The organism is Myxococcota bacterium (genome assembly GCA_039030075.1).
Lineage (GTDB): Bacteria > Myxococcota_A > UBA9160 > UBA9160 > SMWR01 > JAHEJV01.
The window spans coordinates 62,780-78,591 of sequence record JBCCEW010000025.1 but is presented as its reverse complement, the minus strand read 5'-3'; the positions used below and the strand labels follow the sequence as shown (position 1 = coordinate 78,591).

Here is a 15,812-nt window from a genome sequence, read left to right as displayed (position 1 = left end):
TTCGATGCCCTCGCGCCGGACGAAGCGGCCGTTCTGGGCACTCTGGTGCACACCGAGGGCTCGACCTACCGGCGCCCCGGCGCGCGGATGCTCGTGCTGCCCGACGACACCTGGGTGGGCCTCGTCGGTGGCGGCTGCCTCGAGGGCGATCTGCTCGAACGCGCCCGCGCGGTGCGCGCGACGGGCACGCCCCAGCTCGCGGTCTACGACGCCACCCGCGAGGAGGACCTCGTCTGGGGCATGGGCCTCGGCTGCGCGGGACGCGTCGAGGTGCTGCTCGAGCGCGTGACGCCGAGTGAGCCCGGCGTGCTCGGGTGGTTGTCGGCGTGGCGGATGCGGCGCGAAGTCGGCGTGCTGGCCAGTGCACTCACGCAGGAGCGACTCGGAACCCACCTGGTGCGACACGCAGACGGCCGATGCGAAGCGCTGCCGACCTCGACCGCGGAAGACGCCGCGCTCGAGGCCGCGCTGCACTCCGCCGCAGCCGGGACACGAGCCGGCGTGAACGTCGAAGGCTGGGCGATCGAACGCGTGGCGCCACCGCCGCGACTGGCGATCTTCGGTGCCGGGCCCGACGCAGCGCCTGTGGCGCGTTTGGCGCTCGGCGTGGGTTGGGACGTCGCGGTCGCCGACCCCCGCGCCGCCTACGCGCGGAGCGAGCACTTCACAGGCTGCGAGGTCGCCTGCGTCCCCGTCGAGGAAGGAGTCGAACGCCTCGCCATCGACGCGCACAGCTTCGCGCTGGTGATGAACCACCACTACCTACGCGATCGGAGCGTGCTCGAGCAACTGCTCGACTCGCCCGCGCCCTACATCGGCATGCTCGGGCCGCGGAAGCGCACCGAGGACCTGCTGCTCGAACTCCAACGCGATGGCATCGACATCCGCGACGCCGATCGGGAACGGATTCACGGGCCGGCCGGGCTCGACCTCGGCGGCGATGGTCCGGAGGCGATTGCGCTGTCGATCGTGAGCGAGATGCTCGCGGTCCACCACGAGCGGAGCGGCGGCTGGCTGCGCGAACGCAAGGCGCCGATCTACGAGCGAGACCCGGCGTGAAGATCTCGGGCGTCCTGCTCGCCGCAGGCGCCGCACGCCGCTTCGGACGCCCCAAGGCCCTGCTCTCCTGGCAGGGGGAAGCCCTCGTCGCCCGCGCGGCACGCGCTCTGCTCGAAGCCGGCGCGCACGAGTGTCTCGTCGTGCTGGGCTCCGACGCGGCCGAGGTGCGGGCCGCGCTCGGCGACCTGCCGGTGCGCTGCGTGAAGAACCCGCGCTGGGAAGCGGGCATGGGCGCCTCGATCGCGGCGGGCGTGGCCGCTGCCTCGGGCGACGCCTGCCTCGTCACGCTCGCCGACCAACCCGGCGTCGACGCGGCGCTCCTCGCGCGCCTGATCGCGGCGTCTCGCGAAGGCCACCCCCGCGTCGCTTGCCGCTACGCAGACACCCTGGGCGTGCCGGCGCTCTTCTCCGACGCCGACGACCTGGCGACCCTCCGGAAGCTCGACGGCGATCGCGGCGCTCGCGCGCTCCTGGCCAGCGCCCCCGAGCGCGCCTTCGCGCTCGACGCCCCGGAAGCCGCCTTCGACATCGACGACGAGGCCGACTGGGAGCGCTGGCAGCTGCGAAACTCCCGCTCTCCGTGATGTTCCGAACGTTCCTGCCTTGCCGCGGAGTTGCACCTCCAGCGGAACGCACTCGGGGCGCCGAGGCCAGCGGAATCGCTCGGTAAGGTCGCTCAAGGCGCTCCAGCGGGCTGTCGAGATCTTCGGCATGAAGAGCACACGTCTCCGCTGGCCGATGCTTCTCCTGTTGGCTCCCTGGATTCTCGGAGCCCCGGCAGCGGCTGTGGACTGGGACGTGAACTCGATTGGCGATGGAGGCGACCTCGACCCGCTGGACGGCGCTTGTGACACGGGCGGCACGATCGCAGGCCCTTCGGGTCCCGAAGCGGAGTGCACGCTCCGCGCGGCGATCCAGCAGGCCGGGGAAAACGATGTCATCGGATTTGGTTCACCCGCGCTCGTGCCCGACGCCAACGGACAGATTCGAATCGTCGTCTCCGCGGCACTCCCAGCGCTGAGCCAACGGGGCCTGATTATTGGGGGCGGAGACGCCGCTGGCTTCGACCACTCCGATCCATGGGCTCGGCCGGTGGTCGTCTTGGACGGAAGCTCACTCGCCTCCGGTGACGGTCTTCGATTGAGCGGTCCCTCCCAATTGATCTGGCATATCGGCATCGTCCATTTCCCCGACCATGGCATCGTCGTTGACAGCGAGTACTCCAAGGTTCGCGGTTGCCACATCGGGCTCGAGCAGGGCTCGATGAGCGCGGGGAACGGAGATGCGGGCGTCCTCGTATCGGCAGGAGCACGATTTGCGCAGGTCGGACGTCAATGCAGCTCCTTACCGGTGGGAAGCTGTTCCGGTCGCGCCAACGTGGTTTCCGGAAATGGATCCGACGGTATCCGCATCGAGGGTTCAGAGAACGTGGTCGCCGGCAACCGAGTCGGCGTCGACGCCTCTGGGTCGGTAGCGATCCCCAACGGTGGTTTCGGTGTCCGAGTATCAGGCGGTTTCGAGAATCAGATCGGCGGCAGCAACGGGAGCAATCTGGTTTCCGCGAATACGCTCGGCGGCATACGCATCTCGGGCAATAGCACACTCGTCTGGGGAAACGCAGTTGGCCTCGGTGCCGACGGATCGACTCCTTTGCCCAATGCGGGGCCGGGGATCGATATGGACGGCGAGGACACGACCTCGTTCCTCGATGATGTCGCCTTCAACCAGGGCCCCGGTGTTCAGGTCTCGGATGGAACCGGAAACCGTGTCTCTCGGTCGATTCTCTGGGCCAACGACGGGCCCGAGATCGATCTTGGGGCCGATGGCCCGACGCCGAACGACCCTCTGGACGTGGATACCGGCCCCAACCACCGCATGAACTCACCCGAGCCGGACCCTGACGAGACGGTCTACTCGTCTGCGGAACAGAAAGTCCGCATCCTGTACAAGGTCGACACCGCTGCGACCGAGGCGGCGTTCCCCATCACCACCGAGTGGTTCTTGGATCCGTTGGATGAGAGGAAGACCCGTCTTGGCGTCGACGTCTACCCCTTGTCGTCTTTGCTCCTGTATCGCTCGGTCGGCTATTTCCCGAACAACCCCGTGCCCGTGGGAACTCGAATCGTGGGCACCGCCACAGACGCCGATGGCAACACCAGCGAAATGAGCGCACCGATCCCCCTGCAGGCGCCGGGCGTCGCGCTGGGAACCCGCGTCGGCTTCCTCATGGTCTGTGCGCTTGCCTTCTGGCGACGGGTTCGTTCGTAGACTGCGTCCGGAGCCTCACGGGAGCGAGCGTGCGGTCCCCCATCGGGCCGAGCTAGCCTGCTGACGTCTCAGCCGGTCTGCGCGCGCCCGGTCCTAGAGGAGCCCCCCAATGATCGACGCCAACGAAACCTTCGACGGAACCTGGCCCTTCGCACCCCACTTCTCGACGGCGGCGGGTTTTCGCCAGCACTACGTCGACGAAGGCCCGCGCGATGGGGAGGTGATCGTGTGCCTCCACGGTGAGCCGACCTGGGGCTACCTCTACCGGAACTTCATCCCGGCATTGGCGGCCGACTACCGGGTCATCGTGCCCGACCACATGGGCTTCGGGAAGTCCGAGACGCCACAGGATCGAACCTACACTTTGGAGACCCACGTCGAGAATCTCGAGAACTTCCTCGACGACCTGAACCTCACCGACATCACCTTCGTGTGTCAGGACTGGGGCGGCCCCATCACGGGGGCTTACACGATCCGGCACCCCGAACGGGTGAAGCGCCTGTTCTTGATGAACACGCTCTTCGGCTACGGCGGCGCGCCCCTACCTCCGGAGAAGACGCCCTGGTTCCAGTGGATCGAGAAGCACGAAGAGGCGGGGACGCTGCGCGGCATCCTCGGCGAACTGGGCTCGACGGTGCTCTCGGTGATGAAGATCATCGGCTTCCAGAACTCGAGCGCCGTCGACGAGACCTGGATTCGCGCCTACTCGGCCCCCTTCCCGGACCGTGAGTCGTGCATCGGAGCCATCGAGTTCCCCCTCGATGTCCACTACAACCGCTTCATCCCGTACACGCTCGCGGGGCTCGAGACCGGGAACCTCGAGAAGGTGAAGTCGAAACCCGCGATGCTCGTGTCGGGCGACATGGACTTCGGGATCGCGCCGGAGATGTCGATCGCCGATTTCCAGAACATCCACGGAGACAAGCCCGTCGTGCGGATCCCGGGCGTGGGTCACTTCTGTCAGGAAGACATCCCGGAGACGCTCGTCGCGATGATCCAGGCGTTCATCCAGACGCATCCGTAGCCGGAGCGTTCTGGTCGGATGCGCCGGATCGGGATCGTCCTCGCTGCTGCGGTCGTGCTGGCCGGGCTGGGCACGGCCTACGCCTGGTGGGGTGGCAGCGGGAAGCGGGGAACGATCGACGGCGTCGATGTCGCACCGGCGACCGCGGCGCGCTCGGACGCCGACGTTGCGGCCGTCGCTACCGAGCAGCGGGACGCGACGCGCGGGGTCGGTGCCGAGCCCAGCGGTCAGATCCTGTTCGGGGATCTTCACGTCCACACGACGCTCTCGGACGATGCGTTCCTGCTGAACCTGCCACTGATGGGCGGTGCCGGGGCGATGACACCGGCGGATGCCTGCGACTTCGCCCGCCACTGCGCGGCCCTCGACTTCTGGTCGATCAACGACCACGCCCAGTCACTCCATCCCGAAGACTGGAAGAACACGGTGGCGTCGATCCGCGCCTGCAACGACCGAGCGGGCGATCCAAGAAACCCGGACAGCGTGGCCTTCCTGGGTTGGGAATGGACCCAGGCCGGGCTCTCACCAGACGAGCACTACGGACACAAGAACGTGGTGCTCGCCCACACCGACGACGCGCGGATCCCCGCGCGCCCGATCGCCGCGAAGGCGCGCCCACTGCTCTTCTCCGGGATGTCGCCGCTCGTGCGCGGGTTCGTCGGCCTGCTCGACGGCCGTTTCGATGATCTCTCGCGGCGCGTCGCGCAGCGGACCGATGCGCCCGTCTGCGGAGACGGCCCCGTCCGCACGCTCGACGCGGATTGCAAAGAAGTCGCGCCCACCCCGGCCGACCTGTTTCGGAAGCTCGACGACTGGGGGCACGACGCCATCGTGATCCCCCACGGCACCGCCTGGGGCGTCTACACACCGCCCGACTCGAGCTGGGACAAGCAGCTCGCCGGCGCCCTCCACGACCCCGACTGGCAGACGATGCTCGAGGTCTACTCGGGGCACGGCGACTCCGAGGTCTACCGCGACTGGCGCCCCCTCACGCGCGACGGGGCCGGTGAGCCCGTGTGCCCCGGAGCCCGCGACGACTACCTGCCCGTGTGTCGCCAGGCGGGACGGATCATCCGCGCGCGCTGCCTCGCCGCCGGCGAAAGTGGAGCCGAGTGCGAAACGCGTGCAGAAACCGCCCGCCAGAACGCGATGCGCGCGGGCAAGGACGCGATCGCGACGATCGAGAACGGCAGCTCGCAGGAGTGGCTCGACGCCGGCCAGTGCCGCGACTGCAACCAGCCGTCCTTCAACTACGTCCCCACCGGATCGGCCCAGTACATCGCGGCGCTCGGCAACTTCGGCACCGACCCGGACGCACCCCGCCGCTTCCGGATGGGCTTCATGGCCTCCAGCGACAACCACTCGGCCCGTCCCGGCACCGGCTTCAAAGAACTGCTGACCCACAGCGACGGCGGCTTCGACGATCCCGACGGTGCGCCGGCCCTGGGCAAGGCGCTGCGCGCACGGCTCGGCGGCTCGGGGGAGGGCGCGGCCCGCTCCGTGCGGATCCTCCCCGGCGAGACGAGCGTGCTGAGTTCGCTGGCCGGCGCCGAGCGGACCGCTTCGTTCCAGTACACGGGCGGTCTCGTCGCCGTCCACGCCGACGGACGAGACCGCGCCTCGATCTGGGAAGCGCTCGAGCGGCGCTCGATCTACGGCACGAGCGGCCCGCGCATCCTGCTGTGGTTCGAGCTGCTCACCGAGGAGGGCGCGCTCCCGATGGGGTCGGAGCTCGAGAGCGACGCGACGCCACGCTTCCGCGTGCGCGCCGTCGGTTCGCGCACCCAGAAGCCGGGCTGCCCCGACGAACCGCTGGCCCAGCTGGGCCCGGACGAAGTGGCGCGACTCTGCGTAGGCGAGTGCTACCACCCGGGCGACACCCGCCGGCCGATCGAACGCATCGACCTGATCCGCATTCGCCCCCAGGTCCGCCCCGATGAAGACATCGGCGGCCTGATCGACGATCCGTGGCAGAGCTTCGAATGCGACGGGGATGCGGCCGGCTGCGTCGCGACCTTCCGCGACGACGCGTTCCCAGCCGGTGGCCGCGACACCGTGTACTACGCGCGGGTCTTCGAAGCCCCCGCCCCGACCGCGAATGGCACCCCGCTGAACTGCACGCGAGATGCGGCGGGCCGCTGCACCGCGGTCGCCATCTGCGGCGACACCGAACCCTGCCTGGCACCCGACCGCCCACGCGCCTGGTCGTCGCCTATCTATCTGGACCATCCGAGCGCGCGGCGCTCGCGCTAGACCGTCGCGCGGCGCGCCTGGGCCGATGGCCCGACCCACCCTGGAGACGAGATGGACCTCTACGAAGCGATGCGAACCACACCCGCCACCCGCGAGTTCACGGGCGACCCGCTCCCGCAGGAGACCCTCGTGCGCGTGCTCGACCACGCCCGCTTCGCGTCGAGCGGCCGCAACGCCCAGCCCTGGCGGGTGATCGTGGTGCGCGACGCGCAGGCGAAGCAGGCGATCGGCGATCTGGCGCAGGGCCCGTTCAAGGAGTACGTCGCGCAGCTCGGCAGTGGGTCCGAGCCGTTCTCTGCGAGCGATGACGGCGTCTGGCGTCCGCCGGCCGTCGACCTGGACGCCGCCCGGAAGCGGGACGATTTGCCCCGCTTCGAGGCGATCGACCAGTGCGCCGCCCTGCTGGTCGTGTGTGCCGATCTCTCGAAGATCGCGTTCCTCGATGGCTTCCTCGAGCGCCAAAGCCTGATCGGCGGCGCGTCGATCTACCCCTTCGTCCAGAACCTGCTGCTCGGCCTGCGCAGCGAGGGGTTCGGTGGGGTCCCGATCACCTTCACCTGCCGCGAAGAGCCCGCCCTTCGCGAACGGCTCGGGATTCCGCAGCCGTGGGCGGTGGCCTGCACCCTCGCGGCCGGGAAGCCGGCGCGCACGATCACCCGCTTGAAGCGCAAGCCGGTGAGTGCCTTCGCCTGCGACGAGCGCTTCGACGGGCCGCCGCTGGAGAACTGAGCCGCTCCCGCGATTCGTGCGCCGAACGCAATGGCCGCGGGCGACCGCTCGCCGTATCGTCTGGCGCCCGTGCTTCGCGTTTCCCACTGGCTGGCCCTGGTCGTCTCCGTTTGCCTGACGAGTGCAATCGCGCGGGCGCACGAACCGGACCCGGATGCGGACCTGATCGTCGTCGAGGGCCGAAGCAGCCAGACGGCGACGACCCGGCAGGTGGTTCCCTCCGAGCACTTCGCCCTGAGGCCCTTGGAGAGTGGGGGCCAGATGCTCGAAGCCGTGCCCGGCGCTCTCACTGCCCAGCACACCGGCGGCGGCAAGGCCGAGCAGTACTTCCTGCGCGGCTTCGACGCCGACCACGGCACCGACCTCGCCGTCTACTTCGATGGCGTACCGATCAACCTGCGATCCCACGCGCATGGCCAGGGCTTCCTCGACCTCCACTTCGTCACCAAAGAAGGCATCGACCGGCTCGACGTGCAGAAGGGACCCTACTCGCCGCGCTTCGGTGACTTCGCGACGGCGGCAACGATCGAGTACCGGCCGCTCGTGCGCGCCGACGAGTCGAGCCTGAAGCTCGAGGGCGGTGAGTTCGACACGTTGCGAGGCGTCGGCGTCCTGAGCGCCGACCTGCCGGACGTCGACAACTTGCTGACCTTCGAGGCCTACCGCACTGACGGCCCCTTCCGGAACGACGAGGACCTCGAGCGCTTCTCGGTCTTCGCGAGTGCCGGCGTCGAGATCATGCCGGACCTGCGCCTGTCGGGACACGTGCTCGGCTACGTCGCCGAGTGGAATGCGTCCGGGCTGGTCCCCGAGCGGCTCGTCGAGAGCGACCAGCTCCCGCGCTTTGGCTCCCTCGACCCCACCGAGGGTGGGGAGTCGGGTCGCGCCCAGGCGAAGCTACAGCTCGACTGGGACGCCGGTGGCGCGACGCGCTTCTTCACCAACGCCTACGCCGTCTACTACGAACTCGACCTCTTCTCGAACTTCACCTTCTTCCAGAACGACACCGCCGCGGGCGACGGGATCCTTCAGACCGACCGCCGCATCCAGGCCGGAGGCCGCAGCGAGCTCTCCCATGTCTTCGACTTCTGGGGGACACCGAAGCTGGACCTCGGCTTCGAGTGGCGCCTCGACGATGCGGATGTACGCCTGGGCACCCAGACCCGACGCCAGCGCACCGGTTTCTCGAACGACGACGAGATCGTCGAGGCGACCCTCGCACCCTACGTACAACTCGAGTTCTCGCCGCTCCCCTGGATCGATTGGGTGGGCGGGCTGCGCTACGAGACGCTGCTCTTCGACGTGGAGTCCCGACGCACGAGCGGCCCGAACGGCGCCGGGCACGACGACCTTTGGCTCCCGAAGGCGGCGCTGGTGCTCGCCCCGTTCTCGGAGGAAGGCGTGCTGCCGTGCGAATTCGGAGCGTTGCGCCAGCTCGAGCTCTTCGGCCACTTCGGCATTGGCTTCCACTCGAACGACGCCCGGCTCGCTGCCGCGTCCGGGCGCGACAGCGTGCTCGCGCAGGCGACCGGCGCCGAGGTCGGGCTCGGCACCATCCTCTTCGATCGGCTGCATGTGTCGGCGGACGCCTTCTGGCTCGAGCTGGAGGACGAGCTGGTCTTCGTGGGCGACGAAGGCGCCACCGAGAGCAGTGGGCGCAGCCGACGCCTGGGCATCGAAGCGGCAGCCCAGCTGTTCTTGACGTCGTGGCTCTACGCACGTGGGGATCTGGCGTACGTCGAGGCGCGCACCACCCGCGACGAGGTCCCCATCCCCCAGGCGCCGCGCTTCGTCGCGAAGGGCGCTGTCGGTGCGCAGTGGGAAGGATTCAGCATCGAGATGAGCGGACGCCATCTCGGCGAACGCTATGCGACCGAGACCTTCAACGATCCGCGCCTCTCGGACTACACCGTGTTCGATCTGGGCGCCGCCTACCGGCGCGGACCGTTCGAGGTGGGCATCGCCGTCGAGAACCTGACCGACACGGAGTGGCGCAGTTCCGAGTTCTTCTTCGCTTCGTGCGCGCGGTCGGAAGTCGGCGTCGACCCACTACGCTGTCCCGCCGCAGGCGGGGGACCCGGTGTTCCGGACTTCCACTTCTCGCCCGGCAACCGACGCAATGTTCGCGGCTGGATCCGAGTCGCGTTCTAGCGCGGATCAGCGCGACGGAACCACCCCGCGCTCGCGAAGCCCGCTGCGTGCCGCTTCGTCCTTGCCGAACTCGGCCAACACGTCGTCGGTGTGTTCGCCGTAGAGGGCGGGGGCGTTCGCGGGCTCGGTCGGCGTCACCGAGAAGCGGGCCGCCGGGCGCGCCCGACGGTAGGGGCCGTAGACCGGATGCTCGGCCTCGATCACCGACCCGTTGTGCACGAGCTGGGGGTCGCGCAGGACGTCGCGGTGCTCGAGCACCGGCGCGACGGGCACTTCTTCGGCCACGAGCCGCTCGTAGGCCTCGGCCGACGTGAGCTTCTTCAAGCCTTCTGTCATCGCCTCGGCGCGTTCCAGGGCATGGGCCTCTTCGATGAACGCCTTGCCGCGGTGGCGTTCGGACGACGCGAGGTCCGCGCGCCCCACGGCCCGCAGGCCACCCCGCGTCTGCGCAGCGGTCCCCATCCAGAGAATGATCTGACCGTCGCGCGTCGGGGAGACCTGGTACCGCTCGCCCGGGACCACGTAGTTCTGGACGTCGTCGCCGATCAAGGTGTGTCGCAGCATGCCGTCGGGCCAGAAGAAGGAGAGACCCGCGTCGAGCATCGCAACGCGCACATGCTGCCCCCCCTTGCCACGCTCACGCGCGAAGAGCGCCGCCGTGATCGCCTGGGCCATCGTGAGCGAAGTCGCCTTGTCGACGACGGCGTTGCGCACCAGATCGGGGATCGGAATCTCGGGGTTCAGCTGGGCGGTGACGTAGCCGGTGAGCGCCTGAAAGATCGGGTCGTAGCCGCGCCGATCGGCGTAGGGACCGTCGTCGCCGTACCCCGTGATCGACGCGTAGATGAGGTCGGGCTGGATCTTGCGGAGGTCCGCCTCGCCCACCTTCAAGCGCTCGGCCGCACCGGGGCGCCAGTTCTGCAGGACGACGTCGGCGGTCGCCACGAACTCCTGGAAGAGCGCCAGCCCTTCCGGGTTCTTGAGATCGATGCCGATCGAGCGCTTTCCGTGGTTGCAGTTCGCGTAGAGCGCGGCCATTCCCGCGCGGTAGCTCGCGATCTGGCGGCTCTCTTCGCCGTGTTTCGGGGGCTCGACCTTGATGACGTCGGCGCCCTGGTCGGCCAGCATCATGGCGGCGAGCGGACCCGAGATGACTTCGCTCACGTCGAGGATGCGGACGCCTTCGAGCGGTCCTGCCATGACGATCTCCCCTGAGTGAGCTCGCTAGGTCGCCGGGTTCGACAGGGCTCGCGCCACGTCGCCGGTCGGCCAGGGCTGGTGCTCGGTGTAGTCGGAGAGCTTCGTATGGCCTTCGGCGATCTTGTCGTCGGCCGCATCGTAGACGCGCCAGTGCATCGTCGACCCGAAGAGCGGCTGGGACTCGACCGAGATCACGCGCAGCTCGCCGGGCTCGAACTCGCAGATGGGCTGGATCGCGCGCAGCAGCTGTTCGCCGTTCAGGTGCCCGTCGCCGAAGTTCCAGCCGAGGATGGTGCCACCCAGCACCTCGCCTTCGTACCAGTCGTAGTCCTCGATGTCGTCGACCGCGACGGGGAGCGCTTCGAGGAGCGGGCGCCCCTGGAAGTGCATGAAGCGACTCACGCACATCATGGCCTTCGCGAACTCGAGCTCGGTCGGGTCCTCGACGAGATCCACGAGCTGCTCGTTCACGGTGCCCGACGTCTTCTTCAGCTTCTTGAGCTTCTCGACGGCGTCGCCCTTCTTGAAGAGCCAGATGTTGTAGGCCCAGTTCCCCGCGTAGTACCGCATGGACGGCAGGAACGAGACACGCGACGGGACGAAGTTGCCGAAGGTCGGCACCACCACCAGCGAGAAGAGCAGGGCACCCAGCAGCACCGGCATCTGGGTCATGTCGAAGACCGAGGCCTCCGGGTGGAACCAGAACAGGAACCAGCCGCCGTAGATCATCAGGATGTTCCACTCGACGGGCATGCCGTTCGGGTTGTTGAGCCCGATGAAGGAGTGGAAGCCGGTGAAGAGAATGCAGGCGCCGAGGAGGATCCACTCGTTCCCGGTGACGCTCGCCAGGAGCAGGATGAACGGGATCGAGAACTCGGAGACGTGGCCGAAGAAGGCCATGCCCTCGGCGAACTTCGAGGGCCGGAGATCGTCGGGGAAGCTGCGGAACAGGTTCTTCTTGAGGAACTTCGGGAAGAAGGGCCCGTTGTTCATCATGAACATGATCACCGACGGGAAATGGCTGTTCCATTTCGACACGGCGGCCCAGATCCAGATGAAGGACCACGTGACCTTCGCGCCGGCGATCCAGAGGTCGTTCGCCGAGGCGAGCGCCAGGCAGCCGAGCACCACCCAGTAGTGCTCGTAGCGCGCCACCAGGAAGAGCGTCTTGTCGAGCACGCCCTGCAGGGCCACGAAAACGAAGCAGGGCAGCAGGAGCTCCGCTGTCGCTTCGGGGGCGAACAGGACGCGGAGCAGCAAGACCTGGGTCAGCAGGTAGATGCCGACGTCGAGCCAGTTCCGGGTGTCGTCGCCGATCAGCGGCGCGCCGCGGAAGAGCGGCAGCTTGATGGTCCCGGGCCGCGCGAAGTGTCGATAGCCACCGAACCACTTCTCGAAGCGCGCGTTCATCGGACCCCAGCCGCAGCCGAAGCCGAAGAGCTCCCAGCACATCGACCAGACCATCGCCTTCTTGAACGCCTCGTTCGTGAACGCCCAGTCGGCGAACTGGAAGAAGCCCGGATAGCCCTCGTTGAAGCTGCACCAGAAGGCCCAACCGCCGATCAGTGCGAAGAGGTACTTCCCCCAGTAGAGCGCCATCACGTCGACGCGGTTCGGGCTCTCGTTCGCCCAGGTCGTACACGCGAGACGCACGCGCTCGGGGAACGGCGCGTTCACGACGCGTGCGGGATCGTAGGGGGGCAGGTCGTTGGCGAGACTGGCTTCTTCGTTGGGCATGGGGCGGCCAGCATAACCCGGCGCCGGTGGCCCCCGCGATCGATCCTCGATGTTCTCCGAGGGGTGCGAGTCAGCCGAGAAAGTCCGTCCTCATTGACGGCTTTCGCGCCAACGCGCGAGCCCGAGCACCACGAGGAGCCCGGCGACGGAGGTCCACGCCGATGCGGGCTCGGGCAGCAGCGCGCCGCCCAGGTCGAGCCGACCGCCTCCGACGCTGATCACCATGTCGTCGCCGACATCGGCGATGTCCGCACCGCCCGAGAGGACGGTCGAGAACGGGTTGGCGCTGAGGATCGTGGTGCCGTCGTAGGTGACCGTGGCGAGCTGCCCCACCGTGTCGAGGGTGATCGTGAAGGGCTTCCCCGGGTCGAGGCCCACCTGGGTCTCGGCGCCCGGGACCGCCACGCTTGCGCTGAAGGCGTCGCCGCTGCGCAGCTGGACGTTCGCGACGGGGCCCCGACCCACCAGGGTGATCTGGGCGTAGACCCGATCGCGGGTGCCGAAACCTCCATCGAGGTCGAGCAGGCTGATCGCGTCGCCGTTCGACGGGGTCCAGGTGGTGCGCTCGACGAAGCCGAAGGCGACCCGGCCGCGCGAATACACGTCCTGGACGTAGACCGGCATGCTGCCGTCGAAGACCATGAAGTTGGCGGTCTCGTCGAGGACGCCGTTCCCGGTGGCCAAAATGCCCGTCGGCGTGTCGACCGCGAAGCCGCCGATGTCCGACGAGATCCCGAAGGCGTCGAAGTCGGCGATCTCGAGCGCGGTCGTCGTAGGAGGCGTGGTCACGATCGACACGTTCGTGCCGTCGCTGTTGTCCGAGGGATCCGGGTCGGCGGGAACCGTCGTGGCGGTCAGGCTCGCGATGTCGCGGTTGCCCGTGGATGCCGACGTGGCCCGGCCGAAGAGCGTGAGGCGCTCGTTGGGCTGGATGGCATCGCTGCCGGAAAACGCCAGCGGGTCCGAGGGCTCACACGTCAGGACGCCCACCGACACGAAACACAGGCTCGAGAACAGGGTCGAGAGTCCGGACGGGAAACCGCCGGTGACGGTGAAGTCGGTGATCGGCACCGACCCGTTGTTCGTGAGCGTGATCGCGTAGGCATAGTCGTCGCCCACGCCCACCTGGCTCGCGGTCGCCTCCACTACGAGGGTCGCGCCGGTCAGGGGCAGCGCCTCGAAGCGACCGAGGAAGACCTCGCTCCCGCCGGCCGGGCTGCCTGCCACCGGGTTCACCTCGGGGAAGGTCGCGCTCGTCGAGCCGGCGACGTAGACGCGGTCCTGGGCGTCGACGGCCACCCGGAACGCCCCGGGCACCGGCGTCGCCGTGCGCACGGTCTGTCCGGTGGGGTCGAGCTGCAGGAAGCTCCCCGCGCCGCCCGCGAACTCGGCCAGCGGCGCGACATCCGCCGGGTAGTCGCTGGCGAGTGCGATGTTCCCCGCGCTGTCGGTCACCACGTGATGGCCCGTGCCCTCGCCCAGGAAGGTCGAGAAGACCAGCGATGCGTTCCCCGTCGTGGTCGTATCGATCTTCGCGAGGTAGGCATCCTCGTTCAGACTCGGCGTCGGGTTGAGAGCGTTCTTCACGGGAAAGCCGGCCGCGTAGGGCGGGGTGGTGCTGGCGACCCCCGCGGTCGCACCGGTGACGTACACGGCGCTCGCACTCTCGACGAACACGCTGCCGCGCGGCTCGGCCTCCATCTGGGGCGAACCGATGTAGGTCGAGTAGACGCGCTGGGCCGCACCCGACAAGGTCGTGTCGAGCTTCAAGAGGAAGTTGTCCTGGTCGGCGGCGTCGTTCGTGGCGGGCTGGAAGCCCTGGGTCACGTCGACCAGACCGGCGTCCGACGCGGTGAAGCCGAAGACGTAGAGCCGGCCCGCGCTGTCGACCGCGATGTCCTGGCCCCCATCATCGCCATCGCCGTCGACGTAGCTGCCGTACACGAGGGAGGGGGCTCCGGTCTGGGTCGTGTCGAAGCCCGCGACGAAGGCGCACTGAGCCGTGCACGCGGCGGACTGGTACGCGTTCACGAAGTGATTCGCCGGGAGCGCTTCCGTCCGCCCCGTGATGTAGACGTCGCCGTTCGGGGCGAGCGCGATGCCGCCGTCGTCGAAGGCGCCGTCGGTCCCGGCCCCGCCGTAGTAGGACCCGTAGGTGAGGACGCCCGCGCCGTTGAAGCGCGCGACGAGGTAGTCCATGCCGTTCACCATGCCGTCGAAGGCGTTCGGCAGGGTGATCGCGGAATCCGTCTGGAGCACGACGAAGGCGTCACCCGCCGCGTTCACCGCCAGGTCCAGCGGGAACTCGGACATCGCGCCGCCGAAGTAGGTGATGTAGAGAGCCGTCGAACCGTCGGCGGAAAGGCGCGTAACGAACAGGTCGTTCATGCCGGCGCCCATCATGCTGGTGCCGAGGAAGTTCGTGGACGTCGTGCGACCGGAGACGTAGATCGAGCCGTCGCTGCCGACGGCGAGACCGGTGGCGACGTCGGTCCCCGAGCCTCCGAGTCGCGTCGAGTACTCGAGCACGACGGGATCGATCACGAGGGTTCGGCTCGGGTCGTAGTCGCCGACCTCGAAGCCGACGCGATCGCCGTCCGCGCGCCGGAACGCCACGGCGACGGGCGTGCGATCCGAGCCGTCTTCCTGGTAGGCCACCGGCGGTGCGGTCCAGAGCACGCCGCCCCCCACGTGGATCGCGAGTCGGCCCTCGCCGTCGATCGACACGGCTTCCGCCCCCTCGAAGGCGAGTGCGATCCGTTTCGGGTCTGCGCCGGGCGCGACCACGAAGTCGTACTCCGCGCGCGGTCCCTCGGCGCGATAGACCATGTCGATCCCGGGGTAGACCGAAGGCAGCGTAAGCCGCGACCAGGTCGGGGCCCCCGCGACCCAGCGCGACGGGTCTTCGCCGAAGAAGTAGTGGGTGCGCGTGGGCGAAAGTTCACTCGGCACGATCGCTTCGGGCGCGTTTCCGCCGGCGGTGACGACGCGCAAGCTGTGCGGGTTGGCGGCGTCGCCAACGAGATAGCGCGCGCCGGCAGCGTCGAAGACCACGCGGTAGCCCGTGCCCCGCGCGACGTAGGCAATGTCGCGCTCGTACTGTCCGAGGTTGGTTTCGAAGAACAGGTCGGGCGTGGGCAGCGCGCGCGGAACCTCGGCCTCCGCTGCGAAAGCAAGCGACGCGAACAGCGCCACCACACCGACGACGGCGAAGCGCGTGAACGGGACGATCGACGGGAGCACGGGGAACGAGCGCATGAGCATCTCCTCTGCAGGGGCATCCGAAGCGGGGTCGGCCTGCGGCCCAGCTTGCACGATGTGCGGGTGCAGCGTCTCCACAATCCGGAGCGGAGCGCGGTCGTGGCGGGTCGAGGGAGATCGGCGCAGCGCG

10 protein-coding genes are annotated in these 15,812 nt (G+C 68.6%); 7 read left to right on the top strand and 3 right to left on the bottom strand.

Annotated elements, in window-relative coordinates; translation table 11 throughout:
- The 7 genes from AAF430_21630 to AAF430_21600 form a co-directional block, all read left to right on the top strand.
- On the top strand, nt 1-1,059 hold a 1,059-nt coding region (locus tag AAF430_21630), incomplete at its 5' end, for an XdhC family protein (protein MEM7412849.1).
- Nucleotides 1,056-1,643 (top strand): nucleotidyltransferase family protein, encoded by a 588-nt coding sequence (locus AAF430_21625; protein MEM7412848.1) that lies wholly within the window; start codon nt 1,056-1,058, stop codon nt 1,641-1,643. The genes AAF430_21630 and AAF430_21625, both read left to right, overlap by 4 nt.
- A 127-nt stretch (nt 1,644-1,770) precedes the next feature.
- Nucleotides 1,771-3,327, top strand: coding sequence for a hypothetical protein (locus AAF430_21620; protein MEM7412847.1), 1,557 nt, complete (start codon nt 1,771-1,773; stop codon nt 3,325-3,327).
- Nucleotides 3,328-3,436: 109 nt separating this feature from the next.
- The gene (locus AAF430_21615; GenBank protein ID MEM7412846.1) at nt 3,437-4,351 is read left to right on the top strand and encodes an alpha/beta fold hydrolase; all 915 of its coding nucleotides are present in this window, start codon (nt 3,437-3,439) and stop codon (nt 4,349-4,351) included.
- Nucleotides 4,352-4,369: 18 nt separating this feature from the next.
- Entirely contained in the window at nt 4,370-6,604 is a 2,235-nt protein-coding gene (locus AAF430_21610; GenBank protein ID MEM7412845.1) for a DUF3604 domain-containing protein, read from the top strand.
- A gap of 51 nt (nt 6,605-6,655) precedes the next feature.
- Nucleotides 6,656-7,333: a nitroreductase family protein gene (locus AAF430_21605; GenBank protein MEM7412844.1), complete on the top strand. Its 678-nt coding sequence runs from the start codon at nt 6,656-6,658 to the stop codon at nt 7,331-7,333.
- 69 nt (nt 7,334-7,402) lie between these two features.
- Complete coding sequence (locus AAF430_21600) at nt 7,403-9,484, top strand: TonB-dependent receptor (protein ID MEM7412843.1); 2,082 nt, start codon at nt 7,403-7,405, stop codon at nt 9,482-9,484.
- Between the two features lie 6 nt (nt 9,485-9,490).
- Here AAF430_21600 and AAF430_21595 read toward each other — a convergent pair whose 3' ends face one another.
- From AAF430_21595 to AAF430_21585, 3 genes are all read right to left on the bottom strand, one after another.
- Nucleotides 9,491-10,684, bottom strand: coding sequence for a CoA transferase (locus AAF430_21595; protein ID MEM7412842.1), 1,194 nt, complete (start codon nt 10,682-10,684; stop codon nt 9,491-9,493).
- Nucleotides 10,685-10,708: 24 nt separating this feature from the next.
- Nucleotides 10,709-12,421, bottom strand: a complete 1,713-nt coding sequence (locus tag AAF430_21590; protein MEM7412841.1) for a DUF3556 domain-containing protein — start codon at nt 12,419-12,421, stop codon at nt 10,709-10,711.
- A gap of 90 nt (nt 12,422-12,511) precedes the next feature.
- Complete coding sequence (locus tag AAF430_21585; GenBank protein MEM7412840.1) at nt 12,512-15,679, bottom strand: SBBP repeat-containing protein; 3,168 nt, start codon at nt 15,677-15,679, stop codon at nt 12,512-12,514.
- Nucleotides 15,680-15,812: the final 133 nt, after the last annotated feature.

What these genes read in the sequence shown, in the direction of transcription:
- AAF430_21620 (MEM7412847.1), top strand. Translation starts at nt 1,771, where the DNA reads ATGAAGAGCACACGTCTCCGCTGGCCGATGCTTCTCCTGTTGGCTCCC.
- AAF430_21615 (MEM7412846.1), top strand. Translation starts at nt 3,437, where the DNA reads ATGATCGACGCCAACGAAACCTTCGACGGAACCTGGCCCTTCGCACCC.
- AAF430_21610 (MEM7412845.1), top strand. Translation starts at nt 4,370, where the DNA reads ATGCGCCGGATCGGGATCGTCCTCGCTGCTGCGGTCGTGCTGGCCGGG.
- AAF430_21605 (MEM7412844.1), top strand. Translation starts at nt 6,656, where the DNA reads ATGGACCTCTACGAAGCGATGCGAACCACACCCGCCACCCGCGAGTTC.
- AAF430_21595 (MEM7412842.1), bottom strand. Translation starts at nt 10,684, where the DNA reads ATGGCAGGACCGCTCGAAGGCGTCCGCATCCTCGACGTGAGCGAAGTC.
- AAF430_21590 (MEM7412841.1), bottom strand. Translation starts at nt 12,421, where the DNA reads ATGCCCAACGAAGAAGCCAGTCTCGCCAACGACCTGCCCCCCTACGAT.
- AAF430_21585 (MEM7412840.1), bottom strand. Translation starts at nt 15,679, where the DNA reads ATGCGCTCGTTCCCCGTGCTCCCGTCGATCGTCCCGTTCACGCGCTTC.